The organism is Streptomyces sp. NRRL F-5727 (assembly GCF_000719555.1).
Taxonomy (GTDB): Bacteria; Actinomycetota; Actinomycetes; order Streptomycetales; family Streptomycetaceae; genus Streptomyces.
Genome location: NZ_JOGX01000015.1, coordinates 33704 through 51622, shown reverse-complemented (window position 1 = coordinate 51622; position 17919 = coordinate 33704). Strand labels below are relative to the sequence as shown.

The 17919-nt window shown below is 72.7% G+C and carries 15 protein-coding genes and 1 tRNA gene; 5 read left to right on the top strand and 11 right to left on the bottom strand.

Annotation, left to right across the window (positions count from 1 at the left end):
* Nucleotides 1–194 precede the first annotated feature (194 nt).
* Nucleotides 195–875 carry a TetR/AcrR family transcriptional regulator gene (locus tag IF73_RS0113720; protein WP_078868049.1) on the bottom strand — a complete coding sequence of 227 codons (681 nt, stop codon included), beginning with the start codon at nt 873–875 and terminating at the stop codon, nt 195–197.
* Nucleotides 872–1855 (bottom strand): acyl-CoA desaturase, encoded by a 984-nt coding sequence (locus IF73_RS0113715; protein WP_031007245.1) that lies wholly within the window; start codon nt 1853–1855, stop codon nt 872–874. The genes IF73_RS0113720 and IF73_RS0113715 overlap by 4 nt, the downstream gene beginning before the upstream one ends.
* 239 nt (nt 1856–2094) lie before the next feature.
* On the opposite strand from IF73_RS0113715, the gene ppc reads away from it, so the two are divergent.
* Nucleotides 2095–4824 carry a phosphoenolpyruvate carboxylase gene (gene ppc, locus IF73_RS0113710; protein WP_031007243.1) on the top strand — a complete coding sequence of 910 codons (2730 nt, stop codon included), beginning with the start codon at nt 2095–2097 and terminating at the stop codon, nt 4822–4824.
* Nucleotides 4825–4890: 66 nt separating this feature from the next.
* On the opposite strand, the gene IF73_RS39080 is transcribed toward ppc, so the two are convergent.
* The 7 genes from IF73_RS39080 to IF73_RS0113675 form a co-directional block, all read right to left on the bottom strand.
* Complete coding sequence (locus IF73_RS39080; protein ID WP_031007241.1) at nt 4891–5775, bottom strand: LPXTG cell wall anchor domain-containing protein; 885 nt, start codon at nt 5773–5775, stop codon at nt 4891–4893.
* Nucleotides 5776–5919: 144 nt separating this feature from the next.
* Nucleotides 5920–6363, bottom strand: coding sequence for a hypothetical protein (locus tag IF73_RS0113700; RefSeq protein WP_031007239.1), 444 nt, complete (start codon nt 6361–6363; stop codon nt 5920–5922).
* A gap of 39 nt (nt 6364–6402) precedes the next feature.
* Nucleotides 6403–7005: an aminoacyl-tRNA hydrolase gene (gene pth, locus IF73_RS0113695; RefSeq protein WP_031007238.1), complete on the bottom strand. Its 603-nt coding sequence runs from the start codon at nt 7003–7005 to the stop codon at nt 6403–6405.
* A gap of 78 nt (nt 7006–7083) precedes the next feature.
* Nucleotides 7084–7680: a 50S ribosomal protein L25/general stress protein Ctc gene (locus tag IF73_RS0113690; protein ID WP_031007236.1), complete on the bottom strand. Its 597-nt coding sequence runs from the start codon at nt 7678–7680 to the stop codon at nt 7084–7086.
* A 242-nt stretch (nt 7681–7922) separates the two neighbouring features.
* A complete protein-coding gene (locus IF73_RS0113685; RefSeq protein WP_031007234.1) occupies nt 7923–8897 on the bottom strand; it encodes a ribose-phosphate diphosphokinase in 975 nt (324 codons plus the stop codon).
* A 130-nt stretch (nt 8898–9027) separates the two neighbouring features.
* Nucleotides 9028–10476 (bottom strand): bifunctional UDP-N-acetylglucosamine diphosphorylase/glucosamine-1-phosphate N-acetyltransferase GlmU, encoded by a 1449-nt coding sequence (glmU, locus tag IF73_RS0113680; RefSeq protein ID WP_031007232.1) that lies wholly within the window; start codon nt 10474–10476, stop codon nt 9028–9030.
* 119 nt (nt 10477–10595) lie between these two features.
* Nucleotides 10596–10671: transfer RNA gene (locus IF73_RS0113675), tRNA-Gln, on the bottom strand.
* 91 nt (nt 10672–10762) lie between these two features.
* On the opposite strand from IF73_RS0113675, the gene IF73_RS0113670 reads away from it, so the two are divergent.
* Nucleotides 10763–12058, top strand: a complete 1296-nt coding sequence (locus tag IF73_RS0113670; protein ID WP_031007230.1) for a sensor histidine kinase — start codon at nt 10763–10765, stop codon at nt 12056–12058.
* Here the strand turns inward: IF73_RS0113670 and IF73_RS0113665 are convergent.
* Both IF73_RS0113665 and IF73_RS0113660 read right to left on the bottom strand, forming a co-directional pair.
* Entirely contained in the window at nt 12055–12537 is a 483-nt protein-coding gene (locus IF73_RS0113665) for an SUKH-3 domain-containing protein (RefSeq protein ID WP_031007228.1), read from the bottom strand. The two genes, IF73_RS0113670 and IF73_RS0113665, sit on opposite strands and share 4 nt — an antisense overlap.
* Nucleotides 12538–12545: 8 nt before the next feature.
* Nucleotides 12546–13049, bottom strand: coding sequence for a YwqJ-related putative deaminase (locus tag IF73_RS0113660; protein ID WP_031007227.1), 504 nt, complete (start codon nt 13047–13049; stop codon nt 12546–12548).
* A 306-nt stretch (nt 13050–13355) separates the two neighbouring features.
* Here IF73_RS0113660 and IF73_RS0113655 point away from each other — a divergent pair, with 306 nt between their 5' ends.
* From IF73_RS0113655 to IF73_RS0113645, 3 genes are all read left to right on the top strand, one after another.
* Nucleotides 13356–14351, top strand: a complete 996-nt coding sequence (locus tag IF73_RS0113655) for an SMI1/KNR4 family protein (RefSeq protein WP_031007224.1) — start codon at nt 13356–13358, stop codon at nt 14349–14351.
* Nucleotides 14352–14358: 7 nt separating this feature from the next.
* The gene (locus IF73_RS38620) at nt 14359–16773 is read left to right on the top strand and encodes an SUKH-4 family immunity protein (RefSeq protein WP_051716756.1); all 2415 of its coding nucleotides are present in this window, start codon (nt 14359–14361) and stop codon (nt 16771–16773) included.
* Between the two features lie 124 nt (nt 16774–16897).
* Nucleotides 16898–17911 (top strand): cellulose-binding protein, encoded by a 1014-nt coding sequence (locus IF73_RS0113645; protein WP_234338226.1) that lies wholly within the window; start codon nt 16898–16900, stop codon nt 17909–17911.
* Nucleotides 17912–17919 lie beyond the last annotated feature (8 nt).

Here is a 17919-nt window from a genome sequence, read left to right as displayed (position 1 = left end):
GGAACGTGAGAACAGGCATCCGGGCCGGGGCTCCGCACCACCTCCGCGCGGCACACATACAAGGCCACGTGCGGAGGGCGGAACAACCCCCCGGATGTGGGGGGATCATAGCGTTGATCGTTGAGGTGACAACGAATCTTTTCGCGATGCGCAAGAACGGGCCCGGCGGACATCCGCCGGGCCCGAACAGGCGCTCAGTTCTTCCGGTGCCCTATCAGCCGAGGCTTCTGCTCCAGCCCGTCCAGACCGTGCCACGCCAGGTTCACCAGATGCGCCGCCACCTCGGCCTTCTTCGGCTTCCGCACGTCCAGCCACCACTGGCCCGTCAGCGCCACCGACCCCACCAGGGCCTGCGCGTACAGCGGCGCCAGCTTCGGGTCGAAGCCGCGGGCCTTGAACTCGAGACCCAGGATGTCCTCGACCTGCGTGGCGATGTCGCTGATCAGCGACGCGAACGTGCCCGTCGACTGCGCCACCGGCGAGTCACGGACCAGGATCCGGAACCCGTCCGTGTAGTTCTCGATGTAATCCAGAAGGGCGAAGGCCGCCTGTTCGAGCAGCTCCCTCGGGTGGCCGGCGGTCAGGGCGCCCGTCACGCCGTCGAGCAGCTGCCGCATCTCCCGGTCGACCACGACCGCGTACAGCCCCTCCTTGCCACCGAAGTGCTCGTACACCACCGGCTTCGACACCCCGGCCTTCGCCGCGATCTCCTCCACCGACGTGCCCTCGAAGCCCTTCTCCGCGAAGAGCGTCCGGCCGATGTCCAGAAGCTGCTCCCGGCGCTCGGCGCCGGTCATCCTCACCCGGCGGCCACGCCGGGGCTTCTGCTCGCTGGTGCTGCTGGAACTGCCGTCGATCGCCACGTCATCCATCATGCCGCGTCGGCGGGCGTGGCCTGGCGCCGGGCGTCGATACGGGACCGCGCCGGCCAGCGCACGTCCGTCGCCCAGCCCGCCAGCTCGAACCAGCGGATCAGCCGGGCGCTGGAGTCGATCTGCCCCTTCAGCACCCCGTGCCGGGCCGACGTCGGGTCCGCGTGGTGCAGGTTGTGCCAGGACTCGCCGCACGAGAGGACCGCCAGCCACCACACGTTCCCGGAGCGGTCGCGCGACTTGAACGGACGCTTGCCCACCGCGTGACAGATCGAGTTGATCGACCACGTGACGTGGTGCAGCAGGGCCACCCGGACCAGCGAGCCCCAGAAGAACGCCGTGAAGGCGCCCCACCACGACCACGTCACCAGACCGCCCACCACCGGCGGGATCGCCAGCGACACGATCGTCCACAGCACGAACTGGCGCGAGATCCGCCGGATCGCCGGGTCCTTGATCAGATCCGGGGCGTACTTGTGCTGCGGCGTCTGCTCCTCGTCGAACATCCAGCCGATGTGCGCCCACCACAGGCCCTTCATCAGCGCCGGGACCGTCTCCCCGAACCGCCACGGCGAGTGCGGGTCGCCCTCCGCGTCCGAGAACCTGTGGTGCTTGCGGTGGTCCGCCACCCAGCGGACGAGGGGCCCCTCGACCGCCAGCGAGCCCATGATCGCCAGCGCGATCCGCAGCGGCCGCTTCGCCTTGAACGAACCGTGCGTGAAGTACCGGTGGAAACCGATTGTGATGCCGTGGCAGCCGATGAAGTACATCGCCGTCATCAACCCGAGGTCCAGCCAGCTCACCCCCCAGCCCCACGCCAGCGGCACCGCCGCCAGCAGCGCCGCGAACGGCACCGTGATGAACAGCAGCAGCGTGATCTGCTCGACGGAACGCTTGCTGTCCCCGCCGAGCGTGGCGGAGGGGAGGGTCTGGACCGGATCGGTCGCCTCGGACGCCGAGGTCACCTCGGGGCTGATGGTCATGCGTGTCCCTGGGGGGTGTAAGGGAGGGGGTGCGTACGGTGAAGAGCGCACCGAGGCTACGGCTGCGTAACCTACGGCGACGTAAGTATGGCAGCGCGGCGGCACGCGGCAAGAGGGCACAAGCGGGGGGCTCCCCGACGTCCAGGGAATGGACACCTATCCTGGGTCCGTCGGACAGCGCGGTCCGCAAGCCTCCAGAACCCTCCAGACGTGCTTGAACACTGCAAGGAGCCGCACCTGTGAGCAGTGCCGACCAGACTCCCACCACCAACGCCGAGCTGCGCGCCGACATCCGCCGACTGGGCGATCTCCTCGGCGAGACCCTCGTGCGCCAGGAGGGCCACGAGCTCCTCGACCTCGTCGAGAAGGTCCGCCGCCTCACCCGAGAGGACGGCGACGCCGCCGCCGAGCTGCTCCGCGGCGTCGAACTGGAGACGGCCGCCAAGCTCGTCCGCGCCTTCTCCACCTACTTCCACCTGGCGAACGTCACCGAGCAGGTCCACCGCGGCCGCGAGCTCCGCGAGAAGCGCGCCGCCGAGGGCGGCCTGCTCGCCCGCACCGCCGACATGCTCAAGGACGGCGACCCCGCCCACGTCCGCGAGACGGTCAAGAACCTCAACGTGCGCCCCGTCTTCACCGCGCACCCCACCGAGGCCGCCCGCCGCTCCGTCCTCAACAAGCTCCGCCGCATCGGCGCACTCCTGGAGACGCCGGTCATCGAGGCCGACCGGCGCCGCCACGACCTCCGCCTCGCCGAGAACATCGACCTCATCTGGCAGACCGACGAACTCCGCGTCGTCCGCCCGGAGCCCGCCGACGAGGCCCGCAACGCCATCTACTACCTCGACGAACTGCACGCGAACGCCGTCGGCGACGTCCTGGAGGACCTCGCCGCCGAACTGGAGCGCGTCGGCTTCGAGCTCCCCGCCGGCACCCGCCCGCTCACCTTCGGCACCTGGATCGGCGGCGACCGCGACGGCAACCCCAACGTCACCCCCCAGGTCACCTGGGACGTCCTGATCCTCCAGCACGAGCACGGCATCACCGACGCCCTGGAGCTCATCGACTTCCTCCGCGGCCTGCTCTCCAACTCCATCCGCTACACCGGAGCCACCCAGGAACTCCTGGACTCCCTCCAGCGGGACCTGGACCTCCTCCCCGAGATCAGCCCCCGCTACAAGCGGCTCAACGCCGAGGAGCCGTACCGCCTCAAGGCCACCTGCGTCCGCCAGAAGCTCCTCAACACCCGCGAACGCCTCGCCGCCGGCACCCCCCACCAGGAGGGCCGCGACTACCTCGGCACCGCCGAACTCCTCCGCGACCTCACCCTCATCCAGACCTCCCTGCGCGAGCACCGCGGCGGCCTCTTCGCCGACGGCCGCATGGCCCGCACCATCCGCACCCTGTCGGCCTTCGGCCTCCAGCTCGCCACCATGGACGTCCGCGAGCACGCCGACGCCCACCACCACGCCCTCGGCCAGCTCTTCGACCGCCTCGGCGAGGAGTCCTGGCGGTACGCCGACATGCCGCGCGACTACCGGCAGAAGCTGCTCGCCAAGGAGCTCCGCTCCCGCCGGCCGCTCGCCCCCACCCCGGCCCCGCTCGACGCCCCCGGCCAGAAGACCCTCGGCGTCTTCCACACCGTCAAGGAAGCCTTCGAGCGCTTCGGCCCCGAGGTCATCGAGTCCTACATCATCTCGATGTGCCAGGGCGCCGACGACGTCTTCGCCGCCACCGTCCTCGCCCGCGAGGCCGGCCTCATCGACCTGCACGCCGGCTGGGCCAAGATCGGCATCGTGCCGCTCCTGGAGACCACCGACGAGCTCAGGGCCGCCGACGTCATCCTCAACGACATGCTCGCCGACCCCTCCTACCGGCGCCTCGTCTCGCTGCGCGGCGACGTCCAGGAGGTCATGCTCGGCTACTCCGACTCCTCCAAGTTCGGCGGCATCACCACCAGCCAGTGGGAGATCCACCGCGCCCAGCGGAGGCTGCGCGACGTCGCCCACCGGTACGGCGTCCGGCTCCGCCTCTTCCACGGCCGCGGCGGCACCGTCGGCCGCGGCGGCGGCCCCTCGCACGACGCGATCCTCGCCCAGCCCTGGGGCACCCTGGAGGGCGAGATCAAGGTGACCGAGCAGGGCGAGGTCATCTCCGACAAGTACCTCATCCCCTCCCTCGCCCGGGAGAACCTGGAACTGACCGTCGCGGCCACCCTCCAGGCGTCCGCCCTGCACACCGCGCCCCGCCAGTCCGACGAGGCCCTGGCCCGCTGGGACGCGGCCATGGACACCGTCTCGGAGGCCGCCCACACCGCGTACCGCAAGCTCGTCGAGGACCCGGGCCTGCCGGCGTACTTCCTCGCCTCCACCCCCGTCGACCAGCTCGCCGACCTGCACCTGGGCTCCCGGCCCTCCCGCCGTCCCGGCTCCGGCGTCTCCCTCGACGGACTCCGCGCCATCCCCTGGGTGTTCGGATGGACCCAGTCCCGCCAGATCGTCCCCGGCTGGTACGGCGTCGGCTCCGGCCTCAAGGCCCTGCGCGAGGCCGGCCTCGAAGCGGTCCTCGGCGAGATGCACGAGCGGTGGCACTTCTTCCGCAACTTCCTCTCCAACGTCGAGATGACGCTGGCGAAGACCGACCTGCGGATCGCCCGCCACTACGTCGACACCCTCGTCCCCGACGAGCTCAAGCACGTCTTCGAGGCCATCGAGGCGGAGCACGCGCTCACCGTCGAGGAGGTCCTCAAGGTCACCGGCGGCGAGAAGCTGCTCGACTCCAACCCGGTCCTCCAGCAGACCTTCGCCATCCGCGACGCCTACCTGGACCCGATCTCCTACCTCCAGGTCGCCCTGCTGGCCCGCCAGCGGGCCGCCGCCGAGGCCGGCGAGGACCCGGACCCGCTGCTCGCCCGGGCCCTGCTCCTCACCGTCAACGGCGTGGCCGCGGGCCTCCGCAACACCGGCTGACGCCACCGGACACGAGAAGTGCCCCCACGGGAATCCCGTGGGGGCACTTCTCACCAGCGGGGTACGTCAGTTCTGCGCGGCCTTGCGGCGGCGCAGCACCAGGAACGCACCGGCGGCCGCGAGAGCGGCGGCCACGCCGGCCAGCACGCCGACCGGCGCGCTCGAACCGGTCTCCGCGAGGTTGCCCTCCTCGGAGCCGCCCTTGGTGTCGGTCTCGCCCTTGACCTCGCCCGTGGCGGTGGTCTCGCCGGTGGCCGTGGTCTCGCCGGTGGTGGAACCGCCGGTCGCGGTGGTCTCGCCGGTGGCGGTCGACTCGCCGGTGGTGGTCTCACCGGTGGTGGTCTCGCCCGTGGTGGTCTCACCGGTCGTGGTCTCACCCGTGGTGGTCTCACCCGTGGTGGTCTCACCGGTGGTGGTCTCGCCGGTCGTCTCGCCCGTGGTGGTCTCACCGGTCGTGGTCTCACCGGTGGTGGTCTCGCCGGTCGTCTCACCCGTGGTGGTCTCGCCGGTGGTCTCACCGGTGGTGGTGCCACCGGTGGTCTCCTCGCCTTCGGCGGCGCAGGTGTGGGACAGGTTGAAGAACTTCACCTGCTCGCCCTTGACCGTCGCGACGGCGGAGGTCAGCTCCGCGCCGGCCTCGGAGGCCACGTACGCGTGGTCGTCCTTCGGCGGGCCGAAGGAGGTGATCTCGATCGGGGTCCCGTTGTCGAACGTGACCGTCAGCTTCACGAAGTCCGTGCCGCCGCCGGGGATCACGAAGTGCCACCCGTCCTGGTCGGCCGGGATGGTGTCGGGGCACTCGCCCTGCTCGAAGTCGGCAGCCTTGATCGGCGTCGTCTGGTGCAGCTTGAGCTCGTACTCACCGCTGGTGGCGGAGGCGGTCGTCGCCAGGGCCAGGGAGCCCGCCATGGCCGCGACAAGCGTGGCGGCGGGAATCAGGGAGCGTCGCATGTGCAGTCGTCCATCTGTGGGATGAGGGATGCCGTGGGAGGTGGCGGGGGCAGCCTATCCGTCGCTTTAAGCCACGCTTAACCCAGAGGGTGATAACGATCCCGCCAGGAACTGGTTGAATCCGGCCGTACCGCGCGGTCTCCGTCAGAGCGCGACGAACGCCGCCACCCACAGACCGGCCCCCGCGCCCGCCAGCGACCAGGCCGTCCGCCGCAGCCGCAGACCCCCCGCCACCAGCGGCGCCGCCAGCACCAGCGCCCCGCCCAGCGGCAGCCAGGCGTGCAGCCCGCCGCCCCAGCCGGTCCGCACGCCCTCGTCCGTCCCCGGCTTCACCACCACCGGGATCACCGACCCCGGCCCCGCCGCCACCGACCGCTCGACCACCAGCGTCCGCCGCGGCGAACCGGCGTCCTCCGGCGCGTACGTCCCGGAACACCGCTCGTCCGTGCACCCGGTCACCGTCAGCGTCCCGTGTTCACGCCCCTTCGCCAGCAGGACGTGCTGCGCCGACCCCCACGACGCCCACACCCCCGCCACGACGAGCAGGACGGCGACGAGGACCATGGCGGCGTTCCGGACGTGCGTCATGACCCGCGATCGTACAGTCGTACGGCCGAAAGTCGACGGTCAGGAGTTGTACGCCGACTGGGCCCGCTCCAGACCCTCCGTCACCAGGCACTCCACCGCGTCCGCCGACCGGTCCACGAACCAGTCCAGCTCCTTGCGCTCGGTCGACGAGAAGTCCTTCAGCACGAAGTCCGCCACCTGCATCCGGCCCGGCGGACGCCCGATCCCGCACCGCACCCGGTGGTAGTCGGAACCCATCGACTTCGTCATCGACTTCAGGCCGTTGTGCCCGTTGTCCCCGCCGCCCAGCTTCAGCCGCAGCGTCGCGTAGTCGATGTCCAGCTCGTCGTGGATCGCCACCACGTGCGCGGTCGGCACCTTGTAGAAGTCCCGCAGCGCCGTCACCGGACCACCGGACAGGTTCATGTACGACATCGGCTTCGCCAGCACCACCCGCCGGTTGGCCGGACCCACCGGACCGAGCCGGCCCTCCACGACCTGCGCCTGCGCCTTCTGCGCCCGCTTGAACTTCCCGCCGATCCGCTCCGCCAGCAGATCCACCACCATGAAGCCGATGTTGTGGCGGTTGCCCGCGTACTCCGGCCCGGGATTGCCGAGGCCGACGATCAGCCAGGGCGCGTTCGCGTCGTCGGTCACCGACATCTCCTCGCGTCGAAAAAAGAAACGGGGTGACGGGCCGCACGGCCCGTCACCCCGTCACGTCGGACAAGAGCCTACGGCTCAGGCCTCGGCGGCGGCCTCGTCGCCCGCGGCGGCCTCGGCGGCCGGCTCCTCGGCCTGGGCGGCCAGGACCTGGAGGACCACGGCGTCGGCCTCGGTCACCAGGGTGACGCCCTTCGGGAGCGCGATGTCGGCGGCGGTCACGGACGCACCGGCCTCCAGGCCCTCGACGGAGACCGTCACGGACTCGGGCAGGTGGGTGGCCTCGGCCTCGACGGAGAGGGTGTTGAGGACGTGCTCCAGCAGGTTGCCGCCGGCGGCCAGCTCGCCCTCGGCGACGACCGGAACCTCGACGGTGACCTTCTCGCCGCGCTTCACGAGGAGGAGGTCGACGTGCTCCAGGTCGCCCTTCAGCGGGTCACGCTGGGCGGCCTTCGGGATGGCCAGCTCGGAACCCTTGCCCTCGATGTCCAGGGACAGCAGGACGTTCGGGGTACGCAGCGCCAGCGTGGTCTGGTGCGTCGGCAGCGTGATGTGGATCGGCTCCGAGCCGTGGCCGTAGACGACCGCGGGGACGTTGCCGGAACGACGGATCTTGCGGGCGGCGCCCTTGCCGAACTCGGTGCGGACGGCGGCGGCGAGCTTCACCTCGGACATGTGCACTCCTCGTAATGGTGGTGACGGTTGCGACTGTCACCCGGCCGCCGACTGGCGATGGCCTGCTACGAAGAGCGCGTCGATAACGGAGCGCCGACCCTTGACGGGCACGGCCTCCCTCGCCGAGCAACCTCAGCAGTCTACCCGGCCGCCCCCGACCCCCCAAATGGATCACACCCCCGGCAACGGCGGAGGGCCGCCTCCCCCGAACGGGGAAGACGGCCCTCACCGGAACCTGTGGCTCAGTGCTCCTCGAAGAGGCTCGTCACCGAACCGTCCTCGAACACCTCGCGCACCGCGCGCGCGATCGTCGGCGCGATCGACAGCACCGTGATCTTGTCCAGCTCCAGCGAACCCGGCACCGGCAGCGTGTCCGTGAACACGAACTCGCTCACCTTCGAGTTCTTCAGACGGTCCGCGGCCGGACCCGACAGGATGCCGTGCGTCGCCGTCACGATGACGTCCTCGGCGCCGTGCGCGAAGAGCGCCTCGGCCGCCGCGCAGATCGTGCCGCCGGTGTCGACCATGTCGTCCACCAGGACGCAGACGCGGCCCTTCACGTCACCGACGACCTCGTGGACGGTCACCTGGTTGGCGACGTCCTTGTCACGGCGCTTGTGCACGATCGCCAGCGGCGCGTCCAGCCGGTCGCACCAGCGGTCGGCGACCCGCACGCGGCCCGCGTCCGGGGAGACGATCGTCAGCTTCTCGCGGTCGACCTTGCCGCCCACGTAGTCCGCCAGGACCGGCAGCGCCGACAGGTGGTCCACCGGGCCGTCGAAGAAGCCCTGGATCTGGTCCGTGTGCAGGTCCACGGTGAGGATCCGGTCCGCGCCGGCCGTCTTCATCAGGTCCGCCACCAGACGGGCCGAGATCGGCTCACGGCCACGGTGCTTCTTGTCCTGACGGGCGTAGCCGTACGACGGCACGATCACGGTGATGCTCCGGGCCGAGGCCCGCTTCAGAGCATCGATCATGATCAGCTGCTCCATGATCCACTTGTTGATCGGAGCCGTGTGGCTCTGGATCAGGAAGCAGTCCGCGCCGCGCGCCGACTCCTGGAAGCGGACGTAGATCTCACCGTTGGCGAAGTCGAACGCCTTGGTCGGAACGAGACCGACACCCAGCTGGTGCGCGACCTCCTCGGCCAGCTCGGGGTGGGCGCGGCCGGAGAAGAGCATCAGCTTCTTCTCGCCGGTCGTCTTGATCCCGGTCACAGCACTGTCTCCTCAGACGTGTTCTCTGGCCGCAAGACCCGCGCTCCCGGAGCTCCCGGGCGCGTGTGCGAACCAGCCGAATTTGTGTGCACGTATCACGGTACGCCGACTTCGACGTACCTGTTTCCGGTCAGCTTGCGCCGGCGGACCCTTCCGAGCTCGCCTCGGCCGCCTGCGCGGCGGCGCTGCCGGGCCGCTTCCGGGCGACCCAGCCCTCGATATTCCGCTGCTGGCCCCGGGCCACGGCCAGCGCACCCGCCGGCACGTCCTTCGTGATCACGGACCCGGCGGCCGTGTAGGCGCCGTCCCCGATCGTGATGGGAGCCACAAACATGTTGTCCGAACCGGTCCGGCAGTGGGACCCGATCGTGGTGTGGTGCTTGGCCACGCCGTCGTAGTTCACGAAGACGCTCGCCGCGCCGATGTTCGAGTACTCGCCGATCGTCGCGTCGCCCACGTACGACAGGTGGGGGACCTTGGTGCCCTCGCCGATCGTCGCGTTCTTCATCTCGACGTAGGTGCCGGCCTTCGCCTTCGCACCGAGCCGGGTGCCCGGCCGGAGGTAGGCGAACGGGCCCACGGAGGCACCCTCGCCGATCACGGCGGAGTCGGCCACGGTGTTGTCCACCCGGGCGCCGCGGCCCACGGTGGTGTCCCTCAGCCGCGTGTTCGGCCCGACCTCGGCGTCCTCGGCGACGTGCGTGGCGCCCAGCAGCTGCGTACCCGGGTGGATCACCGCGTCCGGCTCGAAGGTCACCGTCACGTCGACGATCACGGACGACGGGTCGACCACGGTCACGCCGGCCGTCATCGCGGCCTCCAGCAGCCGCCGGTTCAGCAGCGCGCGGGCCTCCGACAGCTGCACGCGGTTGTTGATCCCGAGGATCTCGCGGTGGTCGGCGGCCACGGACGCGCCGACCCGGTGGCCCGCCTCGCGCAGGATCGACAGCACGTCGGTGAGGTACTCCTCGCCCTGGCTGTTGTCCGTCCGCAGCTGCTTGATCGCCTCCGCGAGCAGCGCGCCGTCGAAGGCGAACACGCCGGAGTTGATCTCCCGGATGTCCAGCTGGCCCGGGGAGGCGTCCTTGTGCTCCACGATCGCGGTCACGGCACCGGTGGCGACGTCCCGCACGATCCGCCCGTAACCGGTCGCGTCCGGCACCTCGGCGGTCAGCACGGTGACGGCGTTCCCGTCGGCGGCGTGCGTCTCGGCGAGGCCCCTCAGGGTCGCCCCGGACAGCAGGGGGGTGTCGCCGCAGACGACCACGACGGTCCCCTCGGGCGCGGCCCCCAGCTCCTCCAGCGCCATCCGCACCGCGTGCCCGGTGCCGTTCTGCTCCTCCTGCACGGCGGTACGGGTCCCCGGGTACACCTCCTCCAGGTGCCCCCGCACCTGCTCCCGCGCGTGCCCCACGACCACGACGAGGTGCTCGGGCTCCAGCTCGCGGGCGGCGGACACGACGTGCCCGACGAGCGAACGCCCGGCGATCTCGTGCAGCACCTTGGGGGTCTTGGACTTCATGCGGGTGCCCTCACCCGCTGCGAGGACGACGACGGCTGCCGGGCGGTTGGCGCTCACGGATATGCCCTTCGGCTTTGGGTGGTGGACGCACGAAGGATACCGGGGCGTTGTAGGGCGGCCATGAGGAAGGGCCCTGACCTGGGAGGTCGGGGCCCTTGACGGTCGCGCGCGAGCGCTGGCTCCCCCGCAAGGATTCGAACCTTGTCCTGCTGGTACCAAAAACCAGTGTGCTGCCAGTTACACCACAGGGGACGGCGCCTCAGACCATACCGGAGACGGTTCGCGGAAAGGGCTCCGTCGAGATGCCGCCGAAGACCCAGGGGGGCGCCCGTAGGGTGGGGGCATGACCGCAACGGGGGCAGATCGGGACGCGCCGGGCGCGCGGGCCGTGTGGTGGTGGGAGCGGCGGCGGAGTGTCGTGCTCGATGTCGGGCTGGCGCTGGCGTCGGCGGTGGAGTGCGCCGTCGAGGGGGTGTCGTTCGCCTCGAAGGCGGGGGCGCCGGAGGCGCTGGGGGCGCTGTTCGGGTTCCTGGTGGGGGCCGTGCTGCTGGTGCGGCGGCGGTGGCCGATCACCGTGGTGCTGGTGTCGATCGCGGTGGCGCCGGCCGAGATGGGTTTCCTGATGGGGATCGTCGGGCTGTACACGCTGGCGGCGTCGGAGGTGCCGCGGCGGTACACGGCGCTGCTCGCGGGGATGGCGACGGTCGCCGTGTTCGTCGTGACGGCGGTGGAGATGCGGCGGGACATCGCCGCGCAGGCCGACGACTTCGATCCGAGCACCTGGTACGTGCCGGTGATGGCGCTGTTCATGACGCTGGGCCTGAACGCGCCGCCGTTGCTGTTCGGGCTCTACATAGGGGCGCGGCGGCGGCTGATGGAGAGCCTGCGGGAGCGGGCGGACTCGCTGGAGCAGGAGTTGTCGCTGCTCGCGGACCGGGCGGAGCAGCGGGCGCAGTGGGCGCGGCAGGAGGAGCGGCGGCGGATCGCGCGGGAGATGCACGACGTGGTGGCGCACCGGGTGTCGCTGATGGTGGTGCACGCGGCGGCGTTGCAGGCGGTGGCGCTGAAGGATCCGGAGAAGGCGGTGCGGAACGCGGCGCTGGTGGGTGACATGGGGCGCCAGGCGTTGACGGAGCTGCGCGAGATGCTGGGGGTGCTGCGGGAGGAGGAGCCCGCGGTGGCTCCGGCGGCGGTGCCGCTGGCGGCGGTGGGGCGGGCGGCCGCGGCGGCGGCGGAGGCGGCGGCGGGGCCGGGGCTGGGTGCCCTGGAGGAGCTGTGTCAGGAGTCGCGGCTGGCCGGGACCGTGGTGGAGCTGGTGGAGCTGGGGGAGGCGGGGGCGTATCCGCCGGAGGTGGAGCGGACGGCGTACCGGGTGGTGCAGGAGGCGCTGACGAACGTGCACAAGCACGCGCCCGGTGCGGAGGTGGTGGTGCGGCTCGCGCACCGGGGGTCCGAGGTGGCGATGCAGGTGGAGAACGGTCCGTCGGACGCGGGTGCGGCGGACGCGGGGCTGCCGAGCGGGGGGAACGGTCTGGTGGGGATGAAGGAGCGGGTGGCGCGGCTGGGCGGCGTCTTCGTGTCGGGCCCGACGGACGCCGGCGGCTTCAAGGTGTCGGCGGTGATCCCGGTCGGGGACTAGCCGGCCGTGAGGCGGGTGGGCTGGGTGCCGGTGACGAGGGTGGCGAGGGCGGCGTCGATGTCGCGGCCGAGGTACCAGTCGCCGGCGTGGTCGAGGCTGTAGACGCGGCCTTCGGCGTCCATGGCGAGGACGGCCTGGTGGTCGCCCTCCTCGCCGAGGGGGGCGAGTTCGGTGCCGAGGGCGCGGCCGAGGTCGGCGAGGGTGCGGGCGAGGTGGAGGCCGGCGAGGGGGTCGAAGTGGAGGGTGGCGGGCGCTATCTGGCGTCCGTGGCCGGGGGCGGTGAGGCGGAGGCCGCCGAACTCGGCCCAGGCTTCGACGGCGGCGGGGAAGACGCTGTGGCGGTGGCCGGCGGGGGAGACGTGGGCGCGGAGGGTGTCGGCCCATTCCTCGGCGCGTTTGATGTCCCAGCGTCCGGGCTGCCAGCCGGCGTCGCGGAGGGCGGCGTCGACGTTGACGGGGAAGCGGGTGGTGTCGGACATGGGCCGGGTCAGCCGTTCTCGGTGGGGGTGACGGTGCGGACGCCGAAGTGGTCGAGGAGTGCGGCGCAGGAGCGGCAGGGGGCGGCGTAGCTGCCGTGGAGGGGGTCGCCGTCCTCGCGGATGCGGCGGGCGGTGATCTTGGCGTGTTTGAGGCTGCGGCGGGCCTCGCCGGGGGTGAGGGGCTTGCGCTGGGCGCGCTTGGAGCGGTTGTTCTCGGCGGCGCTGAGGTGCCGGGAGAGCAGGATGGCCTCCGGACAGCGTCCGGTGAAGCGTTCGCGCTGGCCGCTGGTGAGCGTGTCGAGGAAGTCCTGCACGAGGGCGTGGAGGACGGGCGGGTTGTCCCCGCGGCCTGCGGTGCAGGTGAGGGTCTCGCCGCGGACGGACAGGGCGGCGCCGACGGCGGGGAGGATGCCGTCGCGGCGGTGGAGCAGTAAGGGGGCGCGCCCGTGGTCGGTGTCGCTGCTCCAGTTGAGGCGTGGGTCACCCTGCGTGGGCGTCGTGCTGGCGTACATGGTGCTGGTCTTCCCCTCCTGCAATCCCCCGAGTTGCGGTGCACAGCCTGCCAAATAGGGAGCCATATGGGGAAGCTGGGTGGGGGTTTCGGCTTGTCGGTGTGTCGGAGCCGTGGTCGGCCTGTCATGGCTTCGTGACGGTTGGTGACGGTGGGTGTGCGGGGCGGGCCGGTGGGGGCGCGGGCCGGTTCGTGGTCTTGTGGCAGCGCATAGGCTGTGCGGGATCGGTCGGGCGCGGCTGCGTGCAGTGGCGTCCGGCAGCAGGAGCAAGCAGCAGCCAGTGACGCCATGCAGGGGGCAACCGCCATGACGACAGGTCGGCTCGGTCAGTCCGTGCCACCGAACGCGGCCTATGCCGGGCAGGTCGTGCGTTTCCCGGATCCGGTGCGCGCCTCGCGGCATCCGCGCGGGGTCCGGGTGGACGAGCGTGGGTTTCCGGACTTCTCGCCGTACGCGCGTGCGGCGGCGGAGATCGCGGAGCCTCCGGAGGGCTTCGGCGTCGACGAGCTGCGGCTGACGGACTACGTGTCGGCGAACGCGGCGATGGCGGCGACGGGTCACGAGCTGTGGGACACGATTCCGGCGGTGGCGACGCCGCACGGCTGGACGTGGCACCACGTGGCGGGTTCGCGGCGGCTCGAGCTGGTGCCGGTCGAGGTGAAGGCGCTGCTGCGGCATCACGGTGGTGTGGCGACGGCGGCGGTGGACCACGCGAAGCGGGGCACGCGGCCGCTGCAGGAGACGCGTCCGGTGCACTTCGGGCTGCCGAAGGGCCGGGTGGCGGTGTCGGAGCAGCAGTTGCAGGGCGTCGAGGAGGACCTGGGCTACCGGCTGCCGGGGGCGTACCGCTCGTTCCTGAAGGCGGCGGGCGGGTGCGCTCCGGTGGGCGCGGCGCTCGACGCGGAGCTGGGGCTCCTGGTGGACCAGCCGTTCTTCACGGTGCGCGAGGAGGCGGGGGTCAACGACCTCGTCTACGTCAACAAGTGTCTGCGGGACCACCTGACGAAGGACTACCTGGGGGTGGCTTTCGTGCAGGGTGGTCTGATCGCGGTGAAGGTGCGCGGTGCGGCGGTCGGTTCGGTGTGGTTCTGCGCGTACGACGACGTGCGGGACTCCGGCGAGGAGGCCGCCGGCTGGTCGGTGAACGAGCGGGTGGAGCGGCTGCTGCTGCCCTGTGGTGTGGACTTCGACGCGTTTCTGCTGCGGCTGGCGGGCAATCCGCCGGAGCTGGAGACGGTCGCGAACCTGATGGTGGACGGCGGCTTCGCGCGCGCCGTGCCCGTGGTCCCGGTGGGAGGCTGAGCCGGCTGTGGTGACGTTCGCGCAGGCGCAGGAGCGCGCCGAGGAGTGGATCAACGGTGATCTGCCTCCGTATCAGCACCAGGAGGTGCAGGTGCGGGAGTTCGGGCTGGGTTTCGTGGTGTGGGCGGAGGACCGCGAGGGCGGTCCGACGGCCGACACGGGCCGGCAGCGGCTGGTGATCGCGCGGGATTCGGGCGAGGGCACGCTGTGGCCGGGGCTGCCGGTGGGTGAGGTGATCCGGCGGTACGAGGAGGAGTACGGGGCCGCGGGTGAGGAGGCCGCGCCGGCCGCGTCGGCGCCGCCGGCGCGGATCGACCTGAACCAGACGTCGTTCCTGCTGAGTCCGCCGGAGTGGCTGCAGGACGCGGCGGACAAGATCGGTCTGCCGCAGCGGCCGAACGCGTCGCAGGAGGAGCGGTCCGAGGCGGAGTCCGAGGAGCCCGAGGGGCCCGAAGCGGGTGCCGGCACGGGCGGTGTCGCGGGTTCGGTGTCCTCGGAGGAGTCGGACGCGGAGTACGAGCCGACGGCGATGGACGGGGTTCCGGCGTCGGCGCCGGCCAGCCCGTGGGTGGACGCGAACGCGTCGTCCGGCGGGGTGGAGGGGGTGCCGCTGCCGGCGACGGTGTTCGCGCCGCCGCTGTCGGGCGCGGACGACGACGACTCGCCGGTGCCGGTGGTGGGCGCGGACGCGCCGACGGCGCTGATGCAGGGCGGGAGCGCGCTGCCGAAGACGGCCGTGGCGCCCCGTCTGGACCCGGCGGCGCCTCCGCCGCCGGGTGCGACGCCGCCGCCCGCGGTTCCGGGTCCGGTTCCGGCCGCGGCGCCGGGCGTGACGCCGGCGCCCGCGCCGGGGGCGACGCCGCCTCCGCCGGCGGTTCCGCCGGTCGTGCCGGGGGCCGGGGACATCGCGGACGCGGCGACGAGCAAGGCGACGCTGCCGCCGAAGAAGGCGGCGGCCCGTGGGCCGGTGGCGCCGCCGCCTCCGCCGGGGGCGCCGGGGGTTCCCGGCGGGACCTCGGGCGGGGCCGCGCCCGCGCCCGCGTACGTACCGACGCAGCTGGTGCCGCAGACGCCGCCGCCCGTTCCGGGGCAGCAGGGGACGCCTCCGCCGCCCGCGCCGCCGGGTCCGGTGACGCCTCCGCAGCCGGTGCACCACGCGGCGACGATGCTGGCGCATCCGGGGCCCGCCGGTCCCGGTGGCGGCCAGACGCCGCCGCCCCCGCCCCCGCCGCCGGGCGCTCCCGGTGGTCCGGGGACGCCGGCGCACGGGATCGAGCACGCGCCGACGATGCTCGCCCAGCCGGGTCCGGCCGGTCCGGGCGCGCCGCTGCCGCCGCCGGGGCCCGCTCCGGCGGCGCCGCGGCCGCCCGCGCCGGTGCCCGCCCCCGCGCCTGCCCCCGCTCCGGCTCCGGCTCCGGCGTACGGGTATCCGCAGCAGCCGCCGGCCGGCGTGCCGACGGTGGGCCCCGGGTACCAGGCGGTGCTGCGGTACCGGGCGCCGGACGGTTCGGAGCAGCAGATCATCCGGCGTTCGGCGCCGGGCACCCCGCATCCGGAGTGGCAGATCCTGCACGAGCTGCGCGGGCTCGGTGTGCCGCCGCAGCAGGTCCTCGAGCTGCACACGGAGCTGGAGTCCTGTGAGCTGCCCGGTGGCTACTGCGCGCGGATGATCCGCGAGACGTGGCCGCAGGCGCGGATCACCAGCATCGCCCCGTACGGCCGGGATCACGCCGGCCGGCAGCAGGGCATGCGTCAGCTGCTCACGCACCAGGGCGAGTTGCACCAGGTGGCGGACGGTCCGGCGCGGCCCGCGCCGGTACGGGCTCCGCTGCCGCAGGTGCAGCCGGCGCCGCCGCTGCCGCCGGAGGGCGTGGCGCAGGAGCTGGCGGGTGCGTTCGGGCCGGGGATCCTCCGGTTCGACCAGCGGGCGGTGTCGCGCCAGGGGGTGCCGGAGCTGGTGGCGGTGACGCTCATGTGGGCGGGCCTGCCGGCGGACTTCGGGCCGTTCTTCTGGGCGCAGCCGGCGATGCCGGTGGTGCCGACGCTGGCGGAGCTGGCGCAGCAGCGGCAGGTGCAGGCGGCTCCGGACGCGAGCTCCTACCTGGTGCTCGGTTCGGACTTCGGGCGGGCGATCTGCGTCCAGTACGGGACCGCGCACATCGTGGCGGTGCCGGTGGAGGCCGGGCCCGGCGGGGCGTCAGTGCCGCCGCAGTTCGTGTCCACGGGGCTGCCGGAGTTCGTGCGGTCCATGGCGCTGCTGGGGCGGATGTGGCGGCTGCGGTTCGGGCTGACGCCGGAGCAGGCGGGGCGCTGGACGGTCGACTTCCAGGCGCAGCTGGCGATGCTGGACCCGGCGGCGCTGTCGTCGCCGGAGAACTGGTGGTCGGTGCTGCTGGAGCAGATGTGGGACGGCCTGCTCTGACCTGCGCCTGAGGCTCCGTCAGAGCAGAATGTGACGAAGGGCGCTCGATGTGTGATCACGTCGGGCGCCTTTTGTCCGTTCTTATGCCGCATCCTGGAGGGGACCGGAGGGAAGGGGCGCCAGGATGAGTTTCGCCGTCGGACGGGGGCGGGGGTACCGCCCGGAGCAGGTCGACCGCTACCTCGCCGCGCTGTCGGGGGACCGCGACGAGGCATGGGAGCGGGCCGCGCGGCTCACCGTCCTCGCCAAGGAGATGGAGACGGAGCTGGCGGCGCTGCGGGAGGCCGTCGCGGCGCTGAAGCCGCAGCGGTACGAGGAGCTGGGCGAGGCCGCCCAGCAGATCCTGAAGCTCGCGGAGCAGGAGGACGAGCGGCTCGTCCGCGCCGCCGAGGCGGAGGCCCAGGCGCTCGCGGAGGCGGCGGACGCGGCGGCCCGCGAGGCCCGGGAGGCGGCCGGCGCCTACGCGGAGGGGGTACGGGCCGCGGCCGAGGCGCAGGCCCGCGCGACCCTGGAGGCCGCCCGGGAACGGGCCGAGGAGTTCGGCACCATCGCCCGCCGCGACGCCGAGGGCGCCAGGACGGCGGCGGCGGAGGCGTACGAGGAGACCGGGCACCGCGCGGCCGAACTGCTGGACCGGCAGGCCGAGGAGCACCGCACCCGCCGCGCCGAGGCGGAGCGCGCCGCCGAGACCGCCGCGGCGGAGCTGGACGCCCGGCACGCCGCCCAGGTCGCGGAGGCCGAGGCCCGCCTGGAGGAGGCCCGCCGCGCCCTCGCCCGCACCGAGGAGGAGGCGCGGCACGGCCAGGAGGACGCCGAGGCGCGGGCGGAGGAGATCCTGGCGGAGGCCCGGATGAAGGGCGAGCGGATCGAGCGCGAGACGGACCGCGTCCTGCGCGAGCACGACGAGGCGCGCGAGGAGATCCACGCCCACATGGAGCACATCCGCACCTCGCTGGCGGCCCTGACGGGCCGGGTGACGGCCCCGCAGCCGGACGGGAAGGAGGCGGCCGGGGCGGCGGGGGAGCCCGGGCCCGGTCCGGGGGCCGGTCCGGGTCGGGGTCCGGGGGCCGGTCCGGGTCCGGGTCCGGGGGCCGGCTCCGGTGAAAACCCCGAGGCGGAGGACGGCGCCGCCTCCTAGGCTCCCGC